We start from the raw sequence: 22,820 nt of genomic DNA, 5'->3' as shown, positions 1-22,820 counted from the left end.
AACGTCGCGTACACCGCCACCACCGGATGCACCCCACCCAACGCCAACCCCGCCGCCGACGTCACCGCATGCTGCTCCGCGATCCCCACATCAAAGACCCGATCCGGAAACGCCTTCGCGAACGCCTCCAACCCCACGGGCTGCAGCATGGCCGCGGTAATACCCACCACGTCCTCACGCTCGCGCCCCAACCGGACCATCTCGTCGGAGAAGACGGAGGTCCACGACGGGCCGGCGGGCTTCTTCTTCGCGGAGACCGCGCCGATGGCGTGGAACTGGTCCAACTCGTGCTGTTCGGCCGGGGCGTGGCCCTTGCCCTTCTGGGTGATGCAGTGCACGATGACCGGCCCGCCGAAGGAGCGCGCCCGGCGCAGGGCCGACTCGACCTGTGCGGTGTCGTGGCCGTCGACGGGTCCGATGTACTTCAGGCCCAGGTCCTCGAAGAGGCCCTGGGGGGCGACGACGTCCTTGAGGCCCTTCTTCGCGCCGTGCAGGGTGTCCAGCAGCGGGCCGCCGATGACGGGGGTGCCGCGCAGCCGGTCCTTGCCCCACTCCAGGAAGCGCTCGTACCCCTGGGTGGTGCGCAGGGTGGTGAGGTGTTCGGCGAGTCCGCCCCGGGTGGGCGCGTAGGAGCGGCCGTTGTCGTTGACGACGATGACCAGCGGCAGGTCCTTGGAGGCGGAGATGTTGTTGAGCGCCTCCCAGGCCATGCCGCCGGTGAGGGCGCCGTCCCCGATGACGGCGACGACGTGCCGGTCGGTGAAGCCGCGCAGTCGGTGCGCCTTGGCGAAGCCGTCGGCGTAGGAGAGGGCGGTCGAGGCGTGGGAGTTCTCGATCACGTCGTGGTCGGACTCCTCCTGCGAGGGGTAGCCGGAGAGGCCGCCACGGCTGCGCAGCCGGTCGAAGTCCTTGCGACCGGTGAGGAGTTTGTGCACGTACGACTGGTGACCGGTGTCCCACAGGAGCCGGTCGCGGGGCGAGTCGAAGACCCGGTGCAGTGCGATGGTCAGCTCCACCACGCCCAGGTTGGGCCCGAGGTGTCCGCCGGTCCTGGACACGGCCTCCACCAGGAACTCCCTGATCTCGCTGGCCAGGGCGGGCAGCTCGTGGGGCGCGAGGCCGCGGACGTCCGCGGGGCCGCTGATCCGGTCGAGGAGCGGCGTGCCGCTTGCCCCGGACTGCGAGCGAGAAGTCAAAATGCACCTCCATTACTGGCGCGCGGGCGGCGCTGCCCGCGCGGAATTCCGTGGAACGGCGACCACGGTCAGGGAGTTCGTCGTGTGCTTGAGGAGGAGAGGGTACGGTGAGACCCTGGTGCGGCGTCCACGCTACGGCCGTCGGGGGACGTAGGCGTATGGCAATTGATTGCCTGTGGCGCCACTTCCGTGCGCACTGAATTGCTATGGCCAGCAGGTTCCTGCACTTCCTAGCGTGACAATCCCTTGGAATCTGGACGAGCGGCCGTGGCCGCGACGGAACCCAGAAGGTGCGCGCGCCGCCAGGTCGGCCATGGGAGAGCCCCCGCATCTTCGATACGGGGGGACACTTCTGATGGCGGTAGACACCACTAATCCCGTGCGGCGCAACGGGCGTTTTCACGCCTACGTCAAACTGGGTAAGTTCGCCTTTTTCGACTATGACCTGTGCGTACTGATCGTCTGGTGCGCGCTGCCCGGCCCGCTGCTGTGGGAGGCGTCGACCGGGGCGACCCTGCTGTTCTTCCTCGTCGGCCAGGTGGCGATCTTCGCCGCCACGGTCACCTTCGACGACCTGACCGGGCTGCGGGACGGCAGTGACGCGCAGAACTACACGCCCGAGACCGGACAGCTGCGCGACCTGGCCCGCAAGCCGCTGCTGTCCGGGGCGCTGACTGTGCGTCAGGCACAGGTGTTCGGCTGGGGCGCGGTCCTGGTCGGCACCGGCTGCTGGGGCGCCGCCGCGCTGGTCGCGCCGCACCGGCCCGGGTGGCTGCTGGTGCTGCTGCTGGTGGTCGCGGCCAGCGCGGTGCAGTACTCCTACGGCCTCAAGCTCAGCTACCGGGGCGGCCAGGAGGTGCTGATGATCGGCACCACCGGCATGGTCGTCCTGATGCCGTACGCCCTGCTGACCGGAGAGGTCAGCGGACTGATCGGGTGGGAGACGATTCTGTTCGGCGCGTGGGCTCTCCAGGTCGCCGCGTATTCGAACATGAACGACCTGGAGGGCGATCGCAAGGTCGGCCGGGTCAACGTGGCCACCATGACCAGCGCCAAGGGTTACCACGCCTTCCTCGTCGCGGTCAGCCTGATCGGGCTGGTGTCCACGGTGGTCGCGATCGCCGTGGACGCGGTGCCCGGCTGGTTCCTGCTGCTGCTCGCACCGGTGTTCGTGCTGCGCGGCGCCCAGCTGCGCGCCGGCGTCGTACGCGGCAACCCGCTGGCTGCCCGCATGCTGGGCATCCAGATCCACCGTCTGGGCGCGGTCCTGCTATGTGTGGGGAACCTGCTGTACGTCCACGCGAGCTGACCCACCCCCGCCCGCGTCGCGCCGCTCCGCCCGGAGGCCGTGACGCGGGCCGGGCGGCGTCGGGTGTCGCCCGTCGGCCGTCGGGCATAAAACACTGTTGACCTGCGCGGCAATTGTTTGTGACAGGAGTCTGCTATATCGCTCGCGTACACCGGACACCAAGAATTGAGAACGTCAGATCTTTCTGGCCGCTCGATGTACTCGATGCCTGCAGGGAGCAGTCGATGCCTTCGGTAAGTGACACCACGCTCACGTCCCCGCAGCAGCGGGGGAAGCGAATCATCATGGCCGAGCCCCGGGGATTCTGTGCCGGTGTCGATCGCGCGATCGGCATGGTGGAGAAGGCCCTGGAACTGTACGGGGCTCCGGTTTACGTACGTAAGCAGATCGTGCACAACCAGCATGTTGTAAGTGAACTGGAGAAGCAGGGCGCGCGATTCGTCGATTCCGAGGACGAGGTGCCCGAGGGCGCGATCTGCGTGTTTTCCGCACACGGCGTGTCGCCGGCGGTCCGGGGAAATGCGGAGCACCGCGACCTCAAGGTGATCGACGCGACGTGCCCGCTGGTGTCCAAGGTGCACCAGGAAGCCCGGCGCTCGGCGGAATCGGGCAAGAAGATCCTCCTGATCGGTCACGCCAACCACGAGGAGGTCGAGGGCACGGTGGGCGAGGCGCCCGACGACACGATCGTGGTCGAGACCGTCGAGGACGCGAGCCGCCTGGAGTTCGCCCCCGGAACCGTCCTGTCCTACCTCACCCAGACCACGCTGTCGCTGGACGAGACCAGGGACATCATCGACGAGCTCACCCGCCGCTTCCCCGACATCAAGGGGCCCGGCAGCGACGACATCTGCTACGCCAGTCAGAACCGGCAGAACGCGGTCAAGGACATCGCCGCCCAGTCCGACCTGGTGCTCGTCGTCGGCTCCGACAACTCCAGCAACTCGGTCCGCATGGTCGAGGTCGCCATCCGTCAGGGCACTCAGTCCTATCTGGTCAACGACGTCTCCAAGCTGGACGAGCGGTGGCTGGAGGGCGTGAGCGCCGTCGGCGTCACCGCCGGAGCCAGCGCACCGGAGGTGTTGGTGCAGGAACTGGTGGACAGGTTGAAGGAGTTGGGTTACGGGGACGTCGGCAGCGTGACCACCACCACCGAGGACGTGGTCTTCTCCATCCCCGGCAGCCTCTTCGCTCACACCGGCCCGCAGCGCGGGCAGTAGGTCGCCGACCCGCCCGACGAGCCAGCCCCGTTCGCCCCGTTACCAGGGAGACGCCGTGACCGGAACCGTGTCCAAGACCTCCGCGGCCACGGCCGAGGACCCGACCGCAGCCCGCGCCGGACTGGAGCTGTTACTCGGCGGGGTGCAGGTCAGACTGGAGGCGCTGCTCGCGGCCGAGCGCCGCGAGTGGCACGCCGCCAACCCCGACTCGGTCGCCCTGGTGGACGCCATCGCCGAGGTCGTCTTCAGCGGCGGCAAGCGGCTGCGGCCCGCCTTCTGCGCGGCCGGTTACCTCGCGGCGGGCGGCGACCCGAGCGCGCCCGAGGTCGTGGACGTGGCCGCCGCCCTGGAGGCCCTGCACACCTTCGCGCTGCTGCACGACGACGTGATGGACGCCTCCGAGCTGCGCCGCAACAAGCCCACCGCCCACGTGGCCCACGCCGAACTGCACCGCAGCCAGGGCTGGCGCGGCGAGCCCCGCCGCTACGGCGAGGGCGTCGCCGTGCTCGCCGGCGACCTGGCCCTGACCTACGCCAACCGGCTCGCCGCCGGGGCGCCGCCACGGGTCGTGGGGGTGTGGGGCGAGCTGTGCACGGAGCTGATGGCCGGGCAGTACCTGGACATCAGGGCTGCGGCCCGCTTCCACCCCGACCCCGAACTGGCCCGCCACATCGCCCTGTTCAAGTCCGGCCGCTACACCATCTCCCGCCCGCTGGCCCTGGGCGGGCTGCTCGCCGGCGGCGACCCGGGGACGCTGGCGGCGTTCGAGGAGTACGGCCTGGCGGTCGGCGAGGCGTTCCAGTTCCGGGACGACCTGCTGGACGCCTTCGGGGACAGCGACTCCACGGGCAAGCCCAGCCAACTCGACTTCCGCCAGCACAAGATGACGCTGCTGATGTCCTTCGCGCTGCGCGACGAGCCCGCCGTCAGCCACCTGGTCGGCGACGACCTGGCCGGCACCGACCCGGACGAGCTGTACGCGACGCTGGTCGCCACCGGCATCAGGGACCGGGTCGAGTCCGTCATCGAGGAGCGGGTGAAGGTCGCCTGTGAGGCGGTCCGGGCCGCGGACATCGCCCCCGGGTGGGCCGGCGAACTCTCCACCATGGCCCACCAGGCCGCCTACCGCGACCACTGACCCACCCCCGCCCCACCCCGCCGTCACCTCGGCCCGCGCCCGGAAGCCGCCACCCCACCCCGACCGCTGGCCCGTGACCCGCCACGGCCGACGCGCCCACCCCGCCCGCCGGGGTCGGTCCGCCCGGTCGTGGCCCGCGTGTGTCGGCGTTCGTGCGCGAGGTGGTGGCGGTGCGCGGGCGGTCGCGGGGCGTTGGCGCGGGGGCGGTCGCGGCGGGAGCGGGTGGGGTCGGCGATGGCGTACGGGCGGGCGTGCGCGGGGCTCGCCTAGCGGAAACGTATGGTCGCGGTCCATTCCTGACCAGCAATGCATCACATCGGGTGATTCATAGCCCAAAGCTTGCCGGTGTTCGCGGAGGGTTGCCAAGCTGATGCGGTCTGTTAACCCCCTGGGACCTGTTGGGAGGGGCCGTGGCCTTTGGCGAGCAGCCCGCATATCTCCGCGTGGCGGGTGACCTCCGGCAGAAGATCGTCGCCGGTGACCTGCCGCCCCACACCCGCCTGCCCTCGCAGGCCCGCATCCGCGAGGAGTACGGGGTCTCCGACACGGTCGCCCTGGAGGCGCGCAAGGTACTCATGGCCGAGGGCCTGGTCGAAGGCCGCTCCGGCTCCGGCACGTACGTGCGCGAGCGGCCCGTCCCGCGCCGCCTGATCCGCACGGGATACCGCACCGTCGCCGACTGCACCCCCTTCCGGCAGGAGCAGGCCGACGAGACCGTGCCCGGCACCTGGGAGTCCAGCAGCGTCCAGGAGGAGGCCACCTCGGACATCGCCGCCCGCCTGCTCATCGAGCCGGGCGAGCGCGTGATGCGCACCAAGTACCTGTTCCGGGCCGCCACCGAGCCCGCCATGCTCTCCACCTCCTGGGAGCCGCTGGCCGTCACGGCGCGCACGCCGGTGCTGCTGCCGGAGGAGGGCCCGCTGGCGGGGCGTGGCGTGGTGGACCGGATGGCGGCCATCGACCTGGTGGTGGACAACGTCGTGGAGGAGGTCGGCGCGCGTCCCGGTCTGGCCGAGGAGATGCACTCCCTCGGTGGTGTCCCCGGGCACGCGGTTCTGGTCATCTCCCGTACGTACTACGCGGGCGGACGGCCCGTGGAGACCGCCGACGTGGTCACCTCGGCCGACCGTTACCGCATCGCCTACCACCTGCCGGTCCGCTGACCCGGGCCCCTCCCGCCGCCCGCCGCGCGGCCCACCCGATCCGCCCGCCGGACCGCGTCCCGACCCCGCTATCGCATCGGATGTGGCGATGTGTGCCGGGGCGGACGGTGGGCCGCCGACCCGGTGCCGGGCCCGCCCGGTGGGGCTCGCCGTGGCCGGATGCGTACCTCTTGGTGAGAATCCGTATCCGCTGCGTAAGGGTCGGGCGTAGGCTCGGGCATATGCGGACTGTGGTTTCCCAGAATGAGTTCCGAGGGCGCGCGCCGGGGGACGACCGGCCGAGCGAGGGGGTGCGGGATGACTGAGAGCGGCCCCGGGCCGACGCTGCCGTGGCTGGTCGTCCGCCAGGACGACAACGGCAACCGCTACCGCGTCGGGCGGTACGCCACCAGGACCGAGGCCGAGCAGGTGGCCGACCGACTGCACGCACGCGGCACCAGCCAGCTCTACGTGGTGGAGCGCACCGGCACCCCACGCCGCACCGCCTAGCGCGCCCGAGCCATCCGACGCGCCAGAGCCCCGAGCGCGCGACCCGAAGCACGGCGCGACCCGCATCACCGCGACATCCCAAGCACCGCGAGGTTCCAGGCGCCGCGACCCCTGGACACCGAGCGCGGGGCCGCACGGAACGACCGCATCACCCTCCCCGCACCGCGCGACTCCCCGAGCGCGCAGGTCAGTAGCGGGAACCCCACCCCAGCGCACCCCCGCCCCAGCGAGCCGGCACGCCCCGAGGGCGACGGCCCCCACGCGCCGCGACCGCGCGGCGGGTCGGCCGCCCCGGGGCGGCTAGGGTGCCGGCGTGAGCGAACGCGTGGTGGTGGCCGGTGCCGTGTACGACCGTGGGCGGCTGTTGGCCGCGCGCCGCAGCGCCCCACCCGAACTCGCCGGGCGCTGGGAGTTGCCCGGCGGCAAGGTCGAGCCCGGCGAGGCACCGCCGTGCGCCCTGGTGCGCGAGTTGCGCGAAGAACTGGGCGTGCCGGTCGAGCCGCTGGAGCGCGTCCCCGGCGCGTGGCCCCTGAAGCCGGGATACGTGCTGTGGGTGTGGCTGGTCCGGCTGCGTTCGGGAGAGCCGCGCCCCCTCCAGGACCACGACGCGCTGCGCTGGCTGGACCCGGCCGACCCGGCCGACGTCGCCTCCGTGGACTGGCTCGACCAGGATCGCCCCGCGGTCGCCGCGGTGCTGCGCCGTCTGGCGGAGCTCCCCGTACGCCCGTCTCCGGACGCCGACCGCGAGCCGCGCTCGACGGGCTGAGCTCGCGCGCCCGACCGTCGTGGGCCATCTGTCGTACGCCGGCGCACGCGGTGACGGCAGTCGGCGGACCCGCGTCCCGCCCGGCCCACCGAGCGCGGCGAGGGCCTCAACGGCCCGCCGTACGCCGATCGTGGCACCCCGTCGACATGCGGACGATAGGTCCACCCGAATATCGGGTATGTGGTGACTAACCCCGTCTAACGCGGACAAATCGATGGGGTTCTTCGGCGTCGAGGGGAAGTGGCGGGCGTGAACGACAGCGCAGGGGCCGTGGCGTCCACGCCCGGGTTCGCCGAGTGGAGCTTTCCCGCGGCGCCCGACTCCGTGCGCCAGGCCCGGGAGCTGGTGCGCGACGCGCTGGCGGAGTGGGGCCTCGCGGCGATCACCGACGTGACGGTCCTGCTGGTCAGCGAGCTGGTGACCAACGCGCTGCGGTACGCGAGCGGCCCGATCGGCGTCCGCATGTACTTCCGCCCGCTGCCCGACGCCGGGGGGCGGGCGTTGCTGGTCGAGGTGTCGGACCCGCTGGAGGACCCGCCCCGGGAGCGCGACGCCGCCCCCGAGGACGAGGGCGGGCGCGGGTTGCAGCTGGTGGCCTGCGCGTCCCGGCGCTGGGGCACGCGCCGTGGCACGGTCGGCAAGACGGTCTGGTTCGAACTCACCCTCCCCGGCGCCCCCTGAGCCCACCTCACCCGCGCCACCCCTCGCCGCCTCCCGTCACCACACCTCTCCGCCACCGGGCCCCGCGCCGGCCCTCTCCGCCGCATCCCCGCATCGGGCCCGCGCCACGTTCCGTACGCCGCGCGCGACCCCGCCACCGACCTCCGCTGGTCACCGCGTCCGACCGCCGCCGCCGGCCACCGTCGGCCCCCTCCGGCCACTGCCACCCCCCGCCGGCCGCGCCACCCCGCTGTCGGCGAGGGCCACCCCTACCGGGGCCCCACACCGCGTCGCCGGGCGCCCCGCCACCTGGCCGGCCGCGCCACCCCGCTGTCGGCCAGGGCCACCACCACCGGCGCCCCGCCTCCCGTCGCCGGGCACCCGCATCCCGCAGGCCGCGCCACCACGCCAGCCGCCACACCGGGTCAGCCGCCCCGCCGCCGCGACCGCGCGCCGCCCCGGCCGCCCTGCCGTCCCCGCTCCACCCACACCCGCCAGCCCCACCGCCCCGCCAGCGCTCGCCGTACCGCCCCACCTCCTGTTCCCGTCGCCGGCCGCCCGTCTCCGCGTTCGCTCGCGCCGCGCCCGTCGGCGCGACCCCTTTACCCGCCCGCCGCGACCGCGCCCGCCCGCCCGGCCCGCGCCGCGACCGTGCGCCCGCCGTCGGGCCCCGCCCCCGTCGCCACGGGCGGCGAGGGGCGCGTGACGTCCCGCGCGGGTGGGCCGCGTGGCCGTGGCGTTCCGGCCGGGTGACGGCACCGGACCGCATGCCGGTGCGGTGGGGTGGGGAGGCATGCGAGGGGGTGGTGTGGCGTGCGGGGAGGCGGGTGAACGGTGCCGGGCGGGTGGGCGACGGGCCGGCGGCGGGGGCGGTCGCGGGGTGGGCCGGCCGGTGCGAGGCGGTGGCGGGAAGGGCGCGTACGGGGAGCGGGGAGTGCGGGCGCGGGCGCAACGTGTGGGGCGCGTGCGCCGGTAGGTGAACCCACCGGGCTGGTCACGTCCCCGAACTGTCTGGTTAGAGTCGGGTCTGCCTGGTGAGGAGTCAGGCAGCAGCGGTCTGCGAAACGGCCTGGCCTGCCGCGATGAGCGGTCGGCGGGACGCGTCGCGGCGACGGGGAGCCTGGCCGACACGCCATGCCCCTCGGGGGCCGATGTGGGTCCGATGGGGGGCCACTGAAGCCCGAACGGGCCCGTGCTGGACCCGTGGACGGCTGGTCGAGCGTTCGCGATCGCCACGTCGCACGAGAGTGCGTCGAGACCGTGCTGTGATCGTGAAGGCCGTGCAGGGATTGGCTGGAGTGCTGGATACTCGGCCTTCTGGGCCGGTCCTAGCACCTGAGCCGGAGGAGACGGGCAGTGAGCGACATGCCAGCGGGGGCGGGAACGCCCGACGGAACGGAGATCGCACCGATTTCGGCACCGATGTGGCAGAGCGGCCCGCCGGGCTCCCTTTACGACCATGTCCAGGTCGCCTCCTTCTCGATCGGCCCCGACGGACGCGTGGAGCAGTGGAGCGAGCGCGCCGCCGAACTCCTGGGCGTATCGGCCCAGGAGGCGATCGGCCGCGACCCGGTGGAGGTCTTCGTCCCGCGCGAACTGCGCGAACAGGGCCACCGCAAGATCGCCGAACTGCTCGACGGCCGGGAGTGGACCGGCCTCGTGCCCTATCTGCGCCCGGAGCGCGCCCCCGCGCCCGACGCCGCCCGCCCGCACGCGACCGCCCCGACCCCCGCGCCCCCGCCCCCCGACCGGCCCGTCGCCGGCGCGCCCGCGCCGCCCCCCGCCGCGCGCCCGCCGGCCGCCGACGTACCGCCCGCCGCCCCCGAGGTGCCCGCCCTGCCCGGCCAGCGGGGCGCGGGCGACGACGACTGCCCGCACTTCGGGACACCCGGGGCCACGGCCACCGGCCGCACGGGAGACCGCGACCCGCGCTACGGGAGCGGCGACGAACCGTACGGGCTCGCCGAGATCTACCTGATGCCCGCCCGCAACGAACTGGGCGAGCGCTCCGCGCTGTGTATCGCGGTGGACGTCGGCGCGCTGCGTCAGATCGAGACCGACCTCGCGGCCTCGCAGGCCGTTTTCGGTCAATCTCCGCTGGGCTTCTTCTTCACCGACACCCGGCTGCGGCTGGTGCGGGTCAACGAGTCCTTCGCCCGCGCCTTCGGCCGTCCCGTCGCCTGGCACCGTGGCCGCAACCCGTACGACTTCCTGCCGCGCGGCGAGGCCGACCGGTTCAGCGCCTCGCTGCGCCGCGTCATCGAGACCGGCACGCCGGTCACCGGAATGCAGATCGTCGGCACGCGGTACGGCGAGAGCGAGCGACACCGCTGGCAGGTCTCCTTCTACCGGCTGCACGCCGGCTCCGGGCGGCCGATCGGCGTCGCCGGGCTGGTCATCGACATCACCGGCCGTCGCCGCGCCGAGCAGGAGGCGGCGGGCGTACGGCGCAACCTCGCGCTGCTGAACGAGGCCGGCGCCCGCATCGGCACCTCGCTCGACCTGGAGACCACCGCCCGCGAACTGCTGGCCGTGGCCGTGCCGCAGTTCTGCGACCTGGCCTCCGTCGACCTCTACCAGGGCCTGTTGGTCGGCGACGAGGCGGCGCCCGAGCTGTGGGCCGCCACCCGTGGTTCGGGTTCGGGTCGCGGACGGGCCGGCGGCAGCGCCAACGGCAGCGCGCCGCTGCGCCGGGTCGCCTTCGCCAGCGCCGTCTCCGACGGTCCGGTCGCGCTCTCCGGCTACCCCGTGCCCGAGCCCGACGACCTGGCCGGCCCCATCGGCCTCGGCATCCCCGGCGCCGCCAGCCACGCCACGGCCCCGGGCCCGGCCGGACCGGGCCCCGACGCGGCCCGCTTCACCGGCGCGGAGGCCACCGACGACGGCCCGCCGCCCGGCGCCCGCATATCCGGCGGCCCGCTCCCCGCCCGGACCCCCGGCGCGAGCGGGCCCGGCCCGCGCGCGTACCCCGGCTACGCGCGCGCCACCGACGACGCGCACGACGCGAACAGCCCGCTCGGCCCGCGCGACAAGAGCGACGACGGCGAGCCGAACGGCCAGGCCGGCCCGTACGGACCCGGCGACGCCCGCTCGCGCGCGACCTACCCGAGCCGGGCGCGGCGCGCGGCCGGCCGGCGGCCGGTGCAGGTCGGCGAGGTCCACCGGTACGCGCCGCACTCGCCCTGCGCCACCGCCCTGAGCACCGCGCAGGTGCGGGTCATCCCCGGCCGGGACGGTGGCGGCGACCCCGACGCCGGACCCGAGCTCGGCGCGGTCGTCCAGTCCACGCTCGCGGTGCCGATGGTGGCCCGGGACACCGTGGTGGGGCTGGCCCAGTTCTCCCGGACGAAGGGCAGCGAGCCGTTCGGGGAGCGGGACACCGCGCTGGCGGTCGAACTCGCCGCCCGCGCCGCCGTCAGCATCGACAACGCCCGCCTCTACCGCCGCGAGCACGAGCGCGCGCTCATCCTCCAACACAGCCTGCTGCCCCCCGGCGCCCCGGAGGCGGCCGGCCTCGACATCGCCTGTCGCTACCTGCCCGGCAGTGAGGCCACCGAGGTCGGCGGCGACTGGTACGACGTCATCGAACTGCCCGGACACCGCACCGCGCTGGTTGTCGGCGACGTGATGGGGCGCGGCCTGCGCGCGGCCGTGGCCATGGGCGAACTGCGCACCGCCGTACGCACGTTGGCGATGCTCGACCTGGAGCCGGCCGAGGTGATGACCGCGCTCGACGAGATCGCGCACGGCCTCGGCGCGCCCGGCACCAGCCGCTCGGCCGGCTCCCGGGGCGCCGCCGGCGACTCCGACCTGTCCGAGATATACCTGGCTACCTGCGTGTACGCGGTGTACGACCCGGTCACCCGGCGCTGCACCATCGCCAACGCCGGGCACCTGCCGCCGGTGCTCGTGCCGCGTGGCGGCCCGCCGCGCCTGGTGGAGCTGCCACCGGGGATGCCGCTCGGTGTGGGCGGCGAGCCCTTCGAGGAGAAGGAGTTCGAGCTACCGGACGGGGCGCTGCTCGCGCTGTACACGGACGGGCTCGTCGAGTCGCGCGACCACTCCCTGGACGTCGGCCTGGACGCGCTGCGCGCCGCCCTGACCGACCCGCCGGTCACGCCGGAGGACGTCAACCCGCTGGAGAGTCTCTGCGACCACGTGCTGAACGCCCTCGACACCCACCACGGCGAGGACGACACGGCCCTGCTGATGGCGCGGACGCAGGGGCTGCCCGCCGCCTCGGTCGGTGACTGGCGGCTGCCGCGCGAGCCCAGGTCGGTGGGCCTGGCCCGCGAACTGGCCTGCCACCAGTTGCGCGAATGGGGCCTGGAACCGCTGGTGGACACGGCGGAGTTGCTGGTCAGCGAGCTGGTGACGAACGCGCTGCGGTACGGCGAGATGGGCGTACCGCCGGCCAAGCAGGGCGGCGAGATCCGGGTCCGGCTGCTGCTCGACCGGAACCTGGTGTGCGAGGTGTGGGACAGCGGGCTGGTGCAACCGCGCCGCCGCCGGGCCCGCGACACCGACGAGGGCGGGCGCGGCCTGCAACTGGTCGGCCTGCTCAGCGCGGCCTGGGGCAGCCGGCGCACGCCACGCGGCAAGACGGTCTGGTTCGAACTGCCGCTACCCAGCGGCGAGGCGAGCGGCGTGGACGCCTCCGAGGCGCTGCTCAGCATGTTCTGACCCCCGCGCGCCCGCCCCAAGTACCCCTATCACAAAGGGAGTTGGGGCGGGCGCGGTGGCGTGTGAGGCGTACGCCGCAGACGAGGGGATCGGCGCGCGGGCCCGCGTACGGCGCGGTGGATGGCGGGGCGCCACGGCGCGGGATGGGCCCGCGCCGTGGGCGGGCTCACTGGCCGCGGCGCCTGATCTTGCTGCCCAGCCACACCAGCGGGTCGTACTTGCGGTCCACCGCCCGCTCCTTGAGCGGGATCAGCGCGTTGTCGGTGATCCGGATGCCCTCCGGGCACACCTCGGTGCAGCACTTGGTGATGTTGCAGTAGCCCAGGCCGTGTTCCTCCACGGCGGTGCGCTTGCGGTCGAGGCCGGCCTCCTCGGCGGCGTCCAGCGGGTGCATGTCCAGCTCGGCGACCCGCATCAGGAAACGCGGCCCGGCGAACGCGGCCTTGTTCTCGTCGAAGTCGCGCACCACGTGGCAGGTGTCCTGGCACAGGAAGCACTCGATGCACTTGCGGAACTCCTGCGAGCGCTCCACGTCCTCCTGGGCCATCCGGTACTCGCCCGGCCCCAGCTCCGCCGGCGGCACGAACGCGGGGACCTCGCGGGCCTTGGCGTAGTTGAACGACACGTCGGTGACCAGGTCCCGCAGCACGGGGAAGGCCCGCATCGGCGTCACCGTGATCGTCTGGCTCGGCTCGAAGACCGACATCCGCGTCATGCACAGCAGCCGGGGCCGGCCGTTGATCTCGGCGCTGCACGAACCGCACTTGCCGGCCTTGCAGTTCCAGCGGACCGCCAGGTCGGGGGCCTGGGTGGCCTGGAGCCGGTGGATGATGTCCAGCACCACCTCGCCCTCGTTGACCTCGACGGTGAAGTCGCGCAGCCCGCCGCCGTCCGCGTCGCCGCGCCACACCCTGAAGTGCGCCTGGTAGCTCACCGGTCCAGCTCCTCATCCGTCAGGTACTTCACCAGTTCGTCCCTCTCGAAGAGCCCCAGCAGGTCCGGCCTGACCGGCGAGGTCGTGTGCCGCCCCAGGTCGATCTGCCCGGCGCCCGGGTCCACCGGGCCGGCCGTGGCCGGGCCCGTCGCGTCCGCCAGCCGGCAGGTCAGGTTCACCCGGCGCCAGTGGCGGTCCATGCCCGGATGGTCGTCGCGGGTGTGCCCGCCACGGCTCTCCGTACGTTCCAGCGCCGCCCGCGCGACGCACTCGCTGACCAGCAGCATGTTCCGCAGGTCGAGTGTCAGGTGCCAGCCCGGGTTGAACTGCCGGTGCCCCTCCACGCCCGCGCGGCGGGCCCGCGCCCGCAGCCCGGCCAGCCGGTTGAGCGCCTCGGCCATCTCCTCGTGCCGACGGATGATGCCCACCAGGTCGTTCATGGCCTGCTGGAGTTCCTGGTGCAGGGTGTACGGGTTCTCCACCGGCCCCTCGGACGCGGTCCCGGCGGCCTCCTCGGCGCTGAAGGGTCGTAGTGCCTCCGCCTCGGCCGCCGCGATCTGCGCGGCGGCGACCACCGGCCGGTCGGTGCCGCTGGCCGTGGCGTGTCGCGCCGCGTGCAGGCCCGCGCGCCGGCCGAAGACCAGCAGGTCGGACAGCGAGTTGCCACCCAGCCGGTTGGAGCCGTGCATGCCGCCGGCGACCTCGCCGGCCGCGAACAGCCCCCGTACGCCGCTGGCCGCCGCCGTGTCCGGGTCGACCTCGACGCCGCCCATGACGTAGTGGCAGGTCGGGCCGACCTCCATGGGCTCGGCGGTGATGTCCACGTCCGCCAGCTCCTTGAACTGGTGGTGCATGGAGGGCAGCCGCCGCTTGATGGTCTCGGCCGGCATCCGGGTGGACACGTCGAGGTAGACCCCGCCGTGCGGCGAGCCGCGACCGGCCTTGACCTCGGCGTTGATGGCGCGGGCCACCTCGTCGCGGGGCAGCAGCTCGGGTGGGCGGCGGTTGTGGTCCGGGTCCTCGTACCAGCGGTCGCCCTCGTCCTCGGTGAGGGCGTACTTGTCCTTGAAGACGTCCGGGATGTAGTCGAACATGAACCGCTTGCCGTCGCTGTTGCGCAACACCCCGCCGTCGCCCCGCACCGACTCGGTGACCAGGATGCCCTTGACCGACGGCGGCCAGACCATGCCCGTCGGGTGGAACTGCACGAACTCCATGTTGATCAGCGGGGCGCCAGCGAGCAGCGCGAGCGCGTGCCCGTCCCCGGTGTACTCCCACGAGTTCGACGTCACCTTGAAGGACTTGCCGATGCCGCCGGTGGCCAGCACCACCGACGGCGCCTCGATGACGAAGAAGCGGCCCGACTCGCGCTCGTACCCGAAGACGCCCGCCACCCGCCGCTCGGCCTCGTCCGCCGGCCCGTCCTCCTTGAGGACGCGGGTGACCGTGCACTCCTGGAAGACCTTGAGCCGCGCCTCGTGGTCGCCGAACTCGCGCTGGTCCTCCTGTTGCAGGGCCACGATCCGCTGCTGGAGGGTGCGGATGAGTTCGAGTCCGGTGCGGTCGCCGACGTGGGCCAGGCGCGGGTACTCGTGACCGCCGAAGTTGCGCTGGGAGATCCGGCCGTCGGGTGTGCGGTCGAACAGCGCGCCCCAGGTCTCCAGCTCCCAGACCCGGTCGGGCGCCTCGCGCGCGTGCAGCTCGGCCATCCGCCAGTGGTTCAGGAACTTCCCGCCGCGCATCGTGTCGCGGAAGTGCACCTGCCAGTTGTCGCCCTCGTTGACGTTGCCCATGCTGGCCGCGATACCGCCCTCGGCCATCACCGTGTGGGCCTTGCCGAACAGGGACTTGCAGATGACGGCCGTGCGCATGCCCTGTTCCCGCGCCTCGATGGCGGCGCGCAGCCCCGCCCCGCCCGCGCCGACCACGACGACGTCCCACGCCTGCCGCTCGACTTGCGTCATGTCTCTTGTTTCCCTCTCGCAGCCTTGGAGTCGCCCGGCTCCCGGGGCGCTGGTCGCCCGGTGCGCGGACGCGTTGCCGCCCGTCCCGTGGGCGGTGATCCTTAGAAGAACGTCGGGTCGTCGAAGGCCCCGCTCGCCAGCAGGTAGACGTACAGGTCCGCGAGCGCGACGCTGACCAGCGAGAACCAGGCGAGCTTGGCGTGCCGCGCGTTCAGCTTCCCGACCAGGCCCCACAGCCGGTAGCGCACCGGGTGCCGGGAGAAGTGCTTGAGCCGTCCGCCGATGACGTGCCGGCACGAGTGGCAGGAGAGGGTGTACGCCCACAGCAGTACGGCGTTGGCGGCGAACACCAGCGTGCCCAGGCCCATGTGGCCCCACGCGTAGTGCTCGTCGCGGAAGGCCAGCACCGTGTCGTAGGTCAGGACGCTGGCGACCAGCACGGCCGCGTAGAAGAAGTACCGGTGGACGTTCTGCATGATCAGCGGGAAGCGGGTCTCACCGGTGTACTTCTGCCGGGGCTCGGGCACGGCGCACGCCGGCGGCGAGGCCCAGAAGCCGCGGTAGTACGCCTTGCGGTAGTAGTAGCAGGTCAGCCGGAAGCCCAGCGGCAGGATCAGGATGATGATCGAGGGTGACAGGCCCCACCAGGAGCCCAGCAGCGCCCAGTTGGGGCCGTCGCGCATCGGCTCGCAGTTCTCGGCCAGGCACGGCGAGTAGAACGGGGAGACGTAGGGCGCGGCGTAGTAGTCGGCGTTGGCGAACGCCCGCCACGTCGAGTACACGATGAAGGCGAGCAGCCCGGCGGCGGACGCCGCCGGCGGCAGCCACCACCGGTCGGTCCGCAGATGGCGTTCCGGGATGGCGGCGCGCGAGGGCCCGTGCACGCCGTGCCCTCCCGTCCGGACGTGGGGATCGGTGCCTGTGGCCAAGGAAGACTCCGCGGTGGCGAGGTAGCGGCGCACCTGCGGTGCGCGGTGCTGGACGGGGTGCCGGTGCTGGGGCGTGCCGGGGGCGGTGCGGGGTGTGCGGTGTGCGGACGTTGGTACGGGGCGACCCGCCGGGCGGCGGGTCGGTGGTGCCGCGCGGGAGATCGGGGTTCGCGTGCGAGGTCGGGGCTCGCGTGCGAGGTGGTGCGCGGGTGCGCGCACGGGGTGGCGTACGCGCCGGGCGGCGGGCAACGGCGTGCGGTCGCGCCCCGGCGTCGGGCCGGTGGCGGTACGCGGCGCCGGCACCCGTCGGGCGGGGTGCCGCCCAGCGCCGCACGCGCCGGGTGCCCGCTGGTCGCGGGCCCGCCACGGGCCGGGGCGCGCGCCGGGGCGGGGCTGTCGTGTGCCGGCGCCGACCCGTGTTCCGGGAGGTGCGCGGCGCGGGCGGTGCGGGGCGGGTCGCGCCACGGGGCGGGGGCCTGCCCGGGGCGTCGGGGCCCGGTGGTGGCGCGGCCCGGAACACGCCGTGTGGCGCGCGCCGCCGCCCCGGGCCCAGACCCGCCGACTGTGCCGCGACGTCACTAGGGGGCGTGGCCCTCCCGGGAGCCGAGGCCCTCGTCCTCGGCGTCCACCCACAGCGAGCGGTCGTACGGGGTGTCGGGTACGGGCACCCGCTCCGGCCTGGCCGCCGCCGCGGGCGACGCCGCGCGCAACAGCGCGACGCTCTCCCGGAGATGGTCCGCGTCGGTACGCACTCTGCGGACGTCCAGACTGTCGGACCCGACGTGCTGTTCCAGGCGCCCGACAGAGCGCACCAGATCGTCGAGACTTCGCTGAACGGCCGTCAAATCATCGTGTACGGACATGACTTGTCCTCACTTCCGCGGTTGCGGACGGCGACACTCATGCGACAGCGAGTGTCGCGCGCCGCGCCCGCTGTTGGGAAGAGATCTGCCGGGATTCTGGGCGCACACCGGTCATATCGCGCCCCTCCCGCCTCAACACTAGCCCCGCGCGTGGGCCCGGTTCGGGCACGCTACGCCGCCCGGGTGGCGGGGGCCGGACGCCACGTCGTCGCTGGTCGGAATGGGCTAGGCCAGCCGGGTGGCGTTGCTGCTCGGCTCGCCGTGTCGGCGGGGTGGGTCCGGCGTCGTCGCCTTCAGTGGGTGGGCAGTCCATCCGATGAGCGGCGAAGCCACCCGGAGGTACCCGCCATGCCCGTCTCCGGCGTCACGAGCGGATCGGCGGCCCGCACCCGCCGCCGCGTCGCACTGCTCGCGGCCGGGGCGCTGTTGCCGCTGCCCGTACTGGCCGGCTGCGGCTCCGGTGGTGGCGGAGCGGACTCGGCGGCGGCCCCCGTCTCGCACGACGTCGCCGGCGCCGCCCGGAGCGAACTGTCCGGCCGGGGCACGGTGCGTTGGGCCGTGGACACCAGGCCCGCCACCCTCAACGCCTTCCACGCCGACGCCGACGCCGGCACCGACCGGGTGGCCGGCGCGGTGTTGCCCACGCTCTTCACCCTGGACGCGCGCGGCCGTGCCCAACGCGACCCGAACTACCTGGAGTCGGCCGAGGTCGTCGACCGCGAGCCCCGCCAGGTCGTGCGCTACCGGCTGCACCCCAAGGCGGCGTGGAGCGACGGCCGGGCGCTGGGGGTGGCCGACTTCCGGGCCCAGTGGCGTGCCCTGCGCGGCCGGGACGGGGCGTACTGGGCGGCCCGCAACGCCGGCTACGAGCGGATCGAGCGCATCGACTCCGGCAGCGAGCCCGGCGAGATCGAGGTCACCTTCCAGCGCCCGTACGCGGACTGGCGCGCCCTGTTCACGCCGCTCTACCCCAAGGGCGTGACGAGTGGCCCGACCGCCTTCAACGAGGGCGCCCGACGTCAACTTGCCGCCACGGCAGGGCCGTTCAAGCTCGCCGCGGGCGAGGGCGGGTGGTCCGGGGCCCGTCGCGAGAAGCCGGGCGAAGCGGACGGGCCGGCCGGGGACGGCCCGGCGGACGAGGCGCGCCAGCCCGGCCGCCACGGGCGCGGCCAGCCGTCGACGCCCCCCGCGAACGAGGCGGCCGAGCGCGGTGAGGGCGGTGAGGACCGGGACCAGCGCGGCGCGGCGGCCCGCGACGGCGGCGCGGCGGACGAGCGACGCGAGGACCACGGTGACGGCGACAAGCCGGGCAGGAGTGGCAAGGGCGGCAAGGGTGATCGGCGGGCCGCCGGGCGCGGGCCCGGCGCGTCGCTGACGCTGGTGCGCGACCCGCGCTGGTGGGGCGAGCCCGCGCGGCTCGACAAGCTGGTGCTGACGCCGGTGCCGCACGCCGAGCGGGCCGCCGCGCTGGCCTCCGGCCGGCTCGACCTGGCCGAGGTGGACGCGGCCACCGCCGACCGGATCACGACGGCGGGCGGCGTCAGCGCGGCGGCCGGCGCCAGGGGAGCCGAGAACGCCAACGGGGCCAGGGGCGCCAGGAACGCCGAGGGCGACGAGCGACCGGCCGACGGGGCTCCGGGCGCCGGGCCGAACGAGGCCGTCGGCGCCGTGCCCGTGCTGGGCGCCGGCCGGGCCGCCATGGCCAGCTCGGCGGGAGCGCTGCGCTCCTGGGTGATCGAGCACGGGCCCCGGCGGGCGCGGGAGGCGGCCTCGCGGGCGCTGGCCGACGAGCGCGCGGCGGCGGCCCAGCGCGCGGCCGAGGCCCGCGCGCTGGGCGCCTTCACCGTCCGCACCTCCCTCGCGCCCTCCTACACCCAGCTCGCCCTGAACGGCACGGCCGGTCCGCTGGCCGACGAGCGGGTACGCCGGGCCGTGGCGCGGGCCATCGACCGCGAGGAGCTGGCCGAGGCGGTCTTCGCCCCGCTGGGCCTGACGGCCAAGCCGCTCGGCAGCCACCTGGCGATGGCGGGCCAGCAGGGGTACCGGGACAACAGCGGCGCCCTGGGCAGCGGGGACGTCGCCGCCGCCCGCTCGCTGCTCATCGACGCGGGCTGGACGCCCAGCGAGGGGCCGGCCCCTCGGCGGTCGGCGGACGCCAAGCGGGACGCGGGCGACCGGGACACCCCGGACCGACGACCGCAACCGAACACCGGCGTGCGCACCGGCGCCCCGGGCGACCTGGACACCCGGGCACAGCCGGGCCCGGGCCCGGACGCCAGCCCGCGCGAGGAGGCGGACGCGGACCGGGAACAGCGCCGGGACGCCAGCGCGGACCCGGCGGGCCGGACCGCCACGGACACGGGCCCGGGCGGCGGCGCGGACCAGGACCGGGGCGCGGGAGACCAGGCGCGGCGGGAGGGTGCCGCCGGCCCGGCGGTGCGGGCCGAGGCGCGGGACCAGCCCGAGCGGGACCGCCCGCGGGGGCGCGGCCCGGCGCCCGACCGGCAGGCGGCCCCCGGCCGGGCGCCCGGGAGCGGGCTGGCCGTACTGCCCGGCGGCGTGCCGGTGCGGGTCAAGGAGGGCCGGCCGCTGCTGCTGCGCTTCGTGGTGCCCAGCGGCCCGCAGACCACCCAGGCGCGCGAGGTGGGGGAGCGCGTCGTGGGGATGCTCGCCCGGATCGGCGTCCAGACCGATGTCGTACGCGTCGCCGACGACCGCTACTTCCGGGACCACGTGGCCAGGGGCGACTTCGACCTGGCGCTCTACTCCTGGCCGGCGACCGCCTTCCCGGCCACCGACGCCCGGCCCATCTTCGCCAAGCCGCGCCCGGCCCCGGACGGCTCGCTGCTGGTGGAGCAGAACTACTCCCGGGTCGGCACCGACCAGATCGACCAGCTCTTCGAGCAGGCGTCCACCGAGCTGGACGAGGCCGCCGCGCGCAAGCTGCTCCAACGGGCCGACGCCCGGATCTGGGCCGCGGCCGGTTCGCTGCCGCTCTACCAGCGCCCGCAGCTGATCGCGGCCCGCTCCGGGCTGGCCAACGTGGGCGCCTTCGGCCTGAGCACCCCGCGCTACCAGGACATCGGCTACGCGAAGGCCGAGGACGCCAAGGCGGAGTAGCCCGGGCCGGGCGCGGGCCTCGGTTCCAGGCCGGGTGCCCGGAAGGCGGCGGCGCGGGGGCGGCGGCCGGGAAGGCGGCGGCCCGCACGCGAAGTGTGGGGAAAGGGCAGGTAAAGCCAGGGTCCGCGCGGCCGCGCTGAGCTGGGCGCCCTCGTCGGCCGGGGAGGGGCGGGGGCGGGCTGGGGCGGCCGGTCCCGCCCTTGCCCCGTACCATGGGGTAAGGCCGAGGCTTCAGGTTTGCCCGGCAGCGCGCGTACCGGACCGTACGTCGCGATCCACGATTCCGGGAGAAGCGCCGCAGTGCCCACGCGCCACGATATTCGTAACGTAGCCATCGTCGCCCATGTCGACCACGGCAAGACGACCCTCGTCGACGCCATGCTCAAGCAGGCCGGAGCCTTCGCGGCCCACGCGGCCGAGAAGCTCGACGACCGGATGATGGACTCCAACGACCTGGAGCGTGAGAAGGGCATCACGATCCTGGCGAAGAACACCGCCGTCAAGTACCACCCCAAGGACGGTGGTGACCCGATCACCATCAACATCATCGACACCCCTGGCCACGCCGACTTCGGTGGCGAGGTCGAGCGCGGCCTGTCGATGGTGGACGCGGTCGTGCTGCTGGTGGACGCCTCCGAGGGCCCGCTGCCGCAGACCCGCTTCGTGCTCCGCAAGGCGCTCTCGGCCCGGATGCCGGTCATCCTGTGCATCAACAAGACCGACCGCCCCGACTCGCGGATCGACGAGGTCGTCAACGAGACGTACGACCTCTTCCTGGACCTGGACGCGGACGAGGAGCAGATCGAGTTCCCGATCGTCTACGCCTGCGCCCGCGACGGTGTCGCCTCGCTGACCAAGCCGGAGGACGGCACCGTCCCGGCCGACAGCGAGGACCTCCAGCCGTTCTTCTCCACCCTCCTGTCGCACATTCCGGCCCCGGAGTACGACGAGGGCGGCCCGCTCCAGGCGCACGTGACCAACCTGGACGCGGACAACTTCCTCGGCCGTATCGCGCTGCTGCGCGTGGAGCAGGGCGAGCTGAAGAAGGGCCAGACCGTCGCGTGGATCAAGCGCGACGGCACGGTGTCCAACGTGCGCATCAGCGAGCTGATGATGACCGAGGCGCTGACCCGCAAGCCCGCCGAGAAGGCCGGCCCCGGCGACATCTGCGCCGTCGCGGGCATCCCCGACATCATGATCGGCGAGACGCTGGCCGACCCGGAGAACCCGGTGGCGCTGCCGCTGATCACCGTGGACGAGCCGGCGATCTCCATGACCATCGGCACCAACACCTCGCCGCTGGTCGGCCGGGGCGGCACCGGCAAGGGCGCCGACGCCAAGGCCGCGGTCAAGGACCGCAAGGTCACCGCCCGCCAGGTCAAGGACCGGCTCGACCGCGAGCTGATCGGTAACGTCTCGCTGCGCGTGCTGGACACCGAGCGCCCGGACGCCTGGGAGGTGCAGGGCCGTGGTGAGCTGGCGCTGGCGATCCTGGTCGAGACCATGCGCCGGGAGGGCTTCGAGCTGACCATCGGCAAGCCGCAGGTGGTCACCAAGGAGGTCGACGGCAAGGTCCACGAGCCGATCGAGCGCATCACCATCGACGTGCCCGAGGAGCACATGGGCGCGGTCACCCAGCTCATGGGCACCCGCAAGGGCCGCATGGACAACATGTCCAACCACGGCTCGGGCTGGGTGCGGATGGAGTTCATCGTCCCCTCCCGTGGCCTGATCGGGTTCCGTACGGAGTTCCTGACCAACACGCGCGGCACGGGTATCGCGCACTCCATCCACGAGGGCCACGAGCCGTGGTTCGGCGAGCTGGTCACGCGGAACAACGGCTCCCTGGTCGCCGACCGCTCGGGTTCGGTCACCGCGTTCGCGATGACCAACCTCCAGGAGCGCGGCGTGCTGTTCACCGAGCCCGGCACCGAGGTGTACGAGGGCATGATCGTCGGCGAGAACTCGCGCTCCGACGACATGGACGTGAACATCACCAAGGAGAAGAAGCTCACGAACATGCGGTCGGCCTCGGCCGACTCCTTCGAGGCGATCGTCCCGCCGCGCAAGCTCTCCCTGGAGCAGTCGCTGGAGTTCTGCCGCGACGACGAGTGCGTCGAGGTCACGCCGGAGGCGGTGCGCATCCGCAAGGTCGTCCTGGACCAGAAGGAGCGCGGCCGGGCCGCCTCGCGCGCCAAGCGCTAGCACGCGCCGCGCGGGCCCGCCACCGACCGGCGGCGGGGCCCACGCGGGAGCGGGCACAGCTCACGGGCGTGGGGGGCGGGGCGGGGCGGGCGCGCCCCGGGGCCCGCCCCCGCGCGCCGGCCGGCGCCGGGCGGACATCTACGGAAAAAACACCAAAACACCAAAACACAACGCCTCAGCC

At 73.8% G+C, this 22,820-nt stretch carries 15 protein-coding genes; 10 read left to right on the top strand and 5 right to left on the bottom strand.

Annotated features, from left to right (window positions below):
• A partial coding sequence (locus ACFVFR_RS31045) for a 1-deoxy-D-xylulose-5-phosphate synthase N-terminal domain-containing protein (RefSeq protein WP_383707823.1) occupies nucleotides 1–1,196 on the bottom strand: 1,196 nt, incomplete at its 3' end.
• Nucleotides 1,197–1,551: 355 nt separating this feature from the next.
• Between ACFVFR_RS31045 and ACFVFR_RS31040 the strand changes: the two genes are divergently transcribed.
• The 8 genes from ACFVFR_RS31040 (at nucleotide 1,552) to ACFVFR_RS31005 (ending at nucleotide 12,624) form a co-directional block, all read left to right on the top strand.
• Nucleotides 1,552–2,505, top strand: a complete 954-nt coding sequence (locus ACFVFR_RS31040; RefSeq protein ID WP_383707821.1) for a UbiA family prenyltransferase — start codon at nucleotides 1,552–1,554, stop codon at nucleotides 2,503–2,505.
• Between the two features lie 224 nt (nucleotides 2,506–2,729).
• Nucleotides 2,730–3,725, top strand: coding sequence for a 4-hydroxy-3-methylbut-2-enyl diphosphate reductase (locus tag ACFVFR_RS31035; protein ID WP_383707819.1), 996 nt, complete (start codon nucleotides 2,730–2,732; stop codon nucleotides 3,723–3,725).
• Between the two features lie 55 nt (nucleotides 3,726–3,780).
• Nucleotides 3,781–4,863 (top strand): polyprenyl synthetase family protein, encoded by a 1,083-nt coding sequence (locus ACFVFR_RS31030; RefSeq protein ID WP_383707817.1) that lies wholly within the window; start codon nucleotides 3,781–3,783, stop codon nucleotides 4,861–4,863.
• A gap of 410 nt (nucleotides 4,864–5,273) precedes the next feature.
• Complete coding sequence (locus tag ACFVFR_RS31025; protein WP_383707815.1) at nucleotides 5,274–6,026, top strand: GntR family transcriptional regulator; 753 nt, start codon at nucleotides 5,274–5,276, stop codon at nucleotides 6,024–6,026.
• 297 nt (nucleotides 6,027–6,323) lie between these two features.
• Nucleotides 6,324–6,515 carry an SPOR domain-containing protein gene (locus tag ACFVFR_RS31020; RefSeq protein WP_383707813.1) on the top strand — a complete coding sequence of 64 codons (192 nt, stop codon included), beginning with the start codon at nucleotides 6,324–6,326 and terminating at the stop codon, nucleotides 6,513–6,515.
• Between the two features lie 313 nt (nucleotides 6,516–6,828).
• Nucleotides 6,829–7,281, top strand: coding sequence for a (deoxy)nucleoside triphosphate pyrophosphohydrolase (locus ACFVFR_RS31015; protein WP_383707811.1), 453 nt, complete (start codon nucleotides 6,829–6,831; stop codon nucleotides 7,279–7,281).
• 240 nt (nucleotides 7,282–7,521) lie between these two features.
• Nucleotides 7,522–7,962, top strand: a complete 441-nt coding sequence (locus ACFVFR_RS31010) for an ATP-binding protein (RefSeq protein WP_383707809.1) — start codon at nucleotides 7,522–7,524, stop codon at nucleotides 7,960–7,962.
• Nucleotides 7,963–9,306: 1,344 nt separating this feature from the next.
• Nucleotides 9,307–12,624 (top strand): SpoIIE family protein phosphatase, encoded by a 3,318-nt coding sequence (locus ACFVFR_RS31005; RefSeq protein ID WP_383707825.1) that lies wholly within the window; start codon nucleotides 9,307–9,309, stop codon nucleotides 12,622–12,624.
• A gap of 166 nt (nucleotides 12,625–12,790) precedes the next feature.
• Here ACFVFR_RS31005 and ACFVFR_RS31000 read toward each other — a convergent pair whose 3' ends face one another.
• The 4 genes from ACFVFR_RS31000 to ACFVFR_RS30985 form a co-directional block, all read right to left on the bottom strand.
• Nucleotides 12,791–13,558: a succinate dehydrogenase/fumarate reductase iron-sulfur subunit gene (locus ACFVFR_RS31000; RefSeq protein WP_383707807.1), complete on the bottom strand. Its 768-nt coding sequence runs from the start codon at nucleotides 13,556–13,558 to the stop codon at nucleotides 12,791–12,793.
• On the bottom strand, nucleotides 13,555–15,522 hold the full coding sequence (locus ACFVFR_RS30995) for a fumarate reductase/succinate dehydrogenase flavoprotein subunit (protein WP_383707805.1): 1,968 nt from the start codon (nucleotides 15,520–15,522) through the stop codon (nucleotides 13,555–13,557). Before ACFVFR_RS30995 ends, ACFVFR_RS31000 begins: the two co-directional genes overlap by 4 nt.
• A gap of 101 nt (nucleotides 15,523–15,623) precedes the next feature.
• Nucleotides 15,624–16,451 carry a hypothetical protein gene (locus tag ACFVFR_RS30990; RefSeq protein ID WP_383707803.1) on the bottom strand — a complete coding sequence of 276 codons (828 nt, stop codon included), beginning with the start codon at nucleotides 16,449–16,451 and terminating at the stop codon, nucleotides 15,624–15,626.
• A gap of 578 nt (nucleotides 16,452–17,029) precedes the next feature.
• Entirely contained in the window at nucleotides 17,030–17,314 is a 285-nt protein-coding gene (locus ACFVFR_RS30985; protein ID WP_383707801.1) for a hypothetical protein, read from the bottom strand.
• 348 nt (nucleotides 17,315–17,662) lie between these two features.
• Between ACFVFR_RS30985 and ACFVFR_RS30980 the strand changes: the two genes are divergently transcribed.
• Nucleotides 17,663–20,434 (top strand): ABC transporter substrate-binding protein, encoded by a 2,772-nt coding sequence (locus ACFVFR_RS30980; RefSeq protein WP_383707799.1) that lies wholly within the window; start codon nucleotides 17,663–17,665, stop codon nucleotides 20,432–20,434.
• 300 nt (nucleotides 20,435–20,734) lie between these two features.
• Nucleotides 20,735–22,639 carry a translational GTPase TypA gene (typA, locus tag ACFVFR_RS30975; RefSeq protein WP_383707797.1) on the top strand — a complete coding sequence of 635 codons (1,905 nt, stop codon included), beginning with the start codon at nucleotides 20,735–20,737 and terminating at the stop codon, nucleotides 22,637–22,639.
• Nucleotides 22,640–22,820 lie beyond the last annotated feature (181 nt).

Origin of the sequence: Streptomyces sp. NPDC057702 (assembly GCF_042799315.1) — a bacterium.
Classification (GTDB): Bacteria; Actinomycetota; Actinomycetes; order Streptomycetales; family Streptomycetaceae; genus Streptomyces.
Note: the sequence above shows the minus strand (reverse complement) of the source record. Positions and strands in the feature narration are given on the sequence as shown.

Coding starts and splice junctions, on each gene's coding strand:
- ACFVFR_RS31040 (WP_383707821.1), top strand. CDS start 1,552: ATGGCGGTAGACACCACTAATCCCGTGCGGCGCAACGGGCGTTTTCAC.
- ACFVFR_RS30985 (WP_383707801.1), bottom strand. CDS start 17,314: ATGTCCGTACACGATGATTTGACGGCCGTTCAGCGAAGTCTCGACGAT.
- ACFVFR_RS30995 (WP_383707805.1), bottom strand. CDS start 15,522: ATGACGCAAGTCGAGCGGCAGGCGTGGGACGTCGTCGTGGTCGGCGCG.
- ACFVFR_RS31020 (WP_383707813.1), top strand. CDS start 6,324: ATGACTGAGAGCGGCCCCGGGCCGACGCTGCCGTGGCTGGTCGTCCGC.
- ACFVFR_RS31005 (WP_383707825.1), top strand. CDS start 9,307: ATGCCAGCGGGGGCGGGAACGCCCGACGGAACGGAGATCGCACCGATT.
- ACFVFR_RS31035 (WP_383707819.1), top strand. CDS start 2,730: ATGCCTTCGGTAAGTGACACCACGCTCACGTCCCCGCAGCAGCGGGGG.
- ACFVFR_RS30980 (WP_383707799.1), top strand. CDS start 17,663: ATGCCCGTCTCCGGCGTCACGAGCGGATCGGCGGCCCGCACCCGCCGC.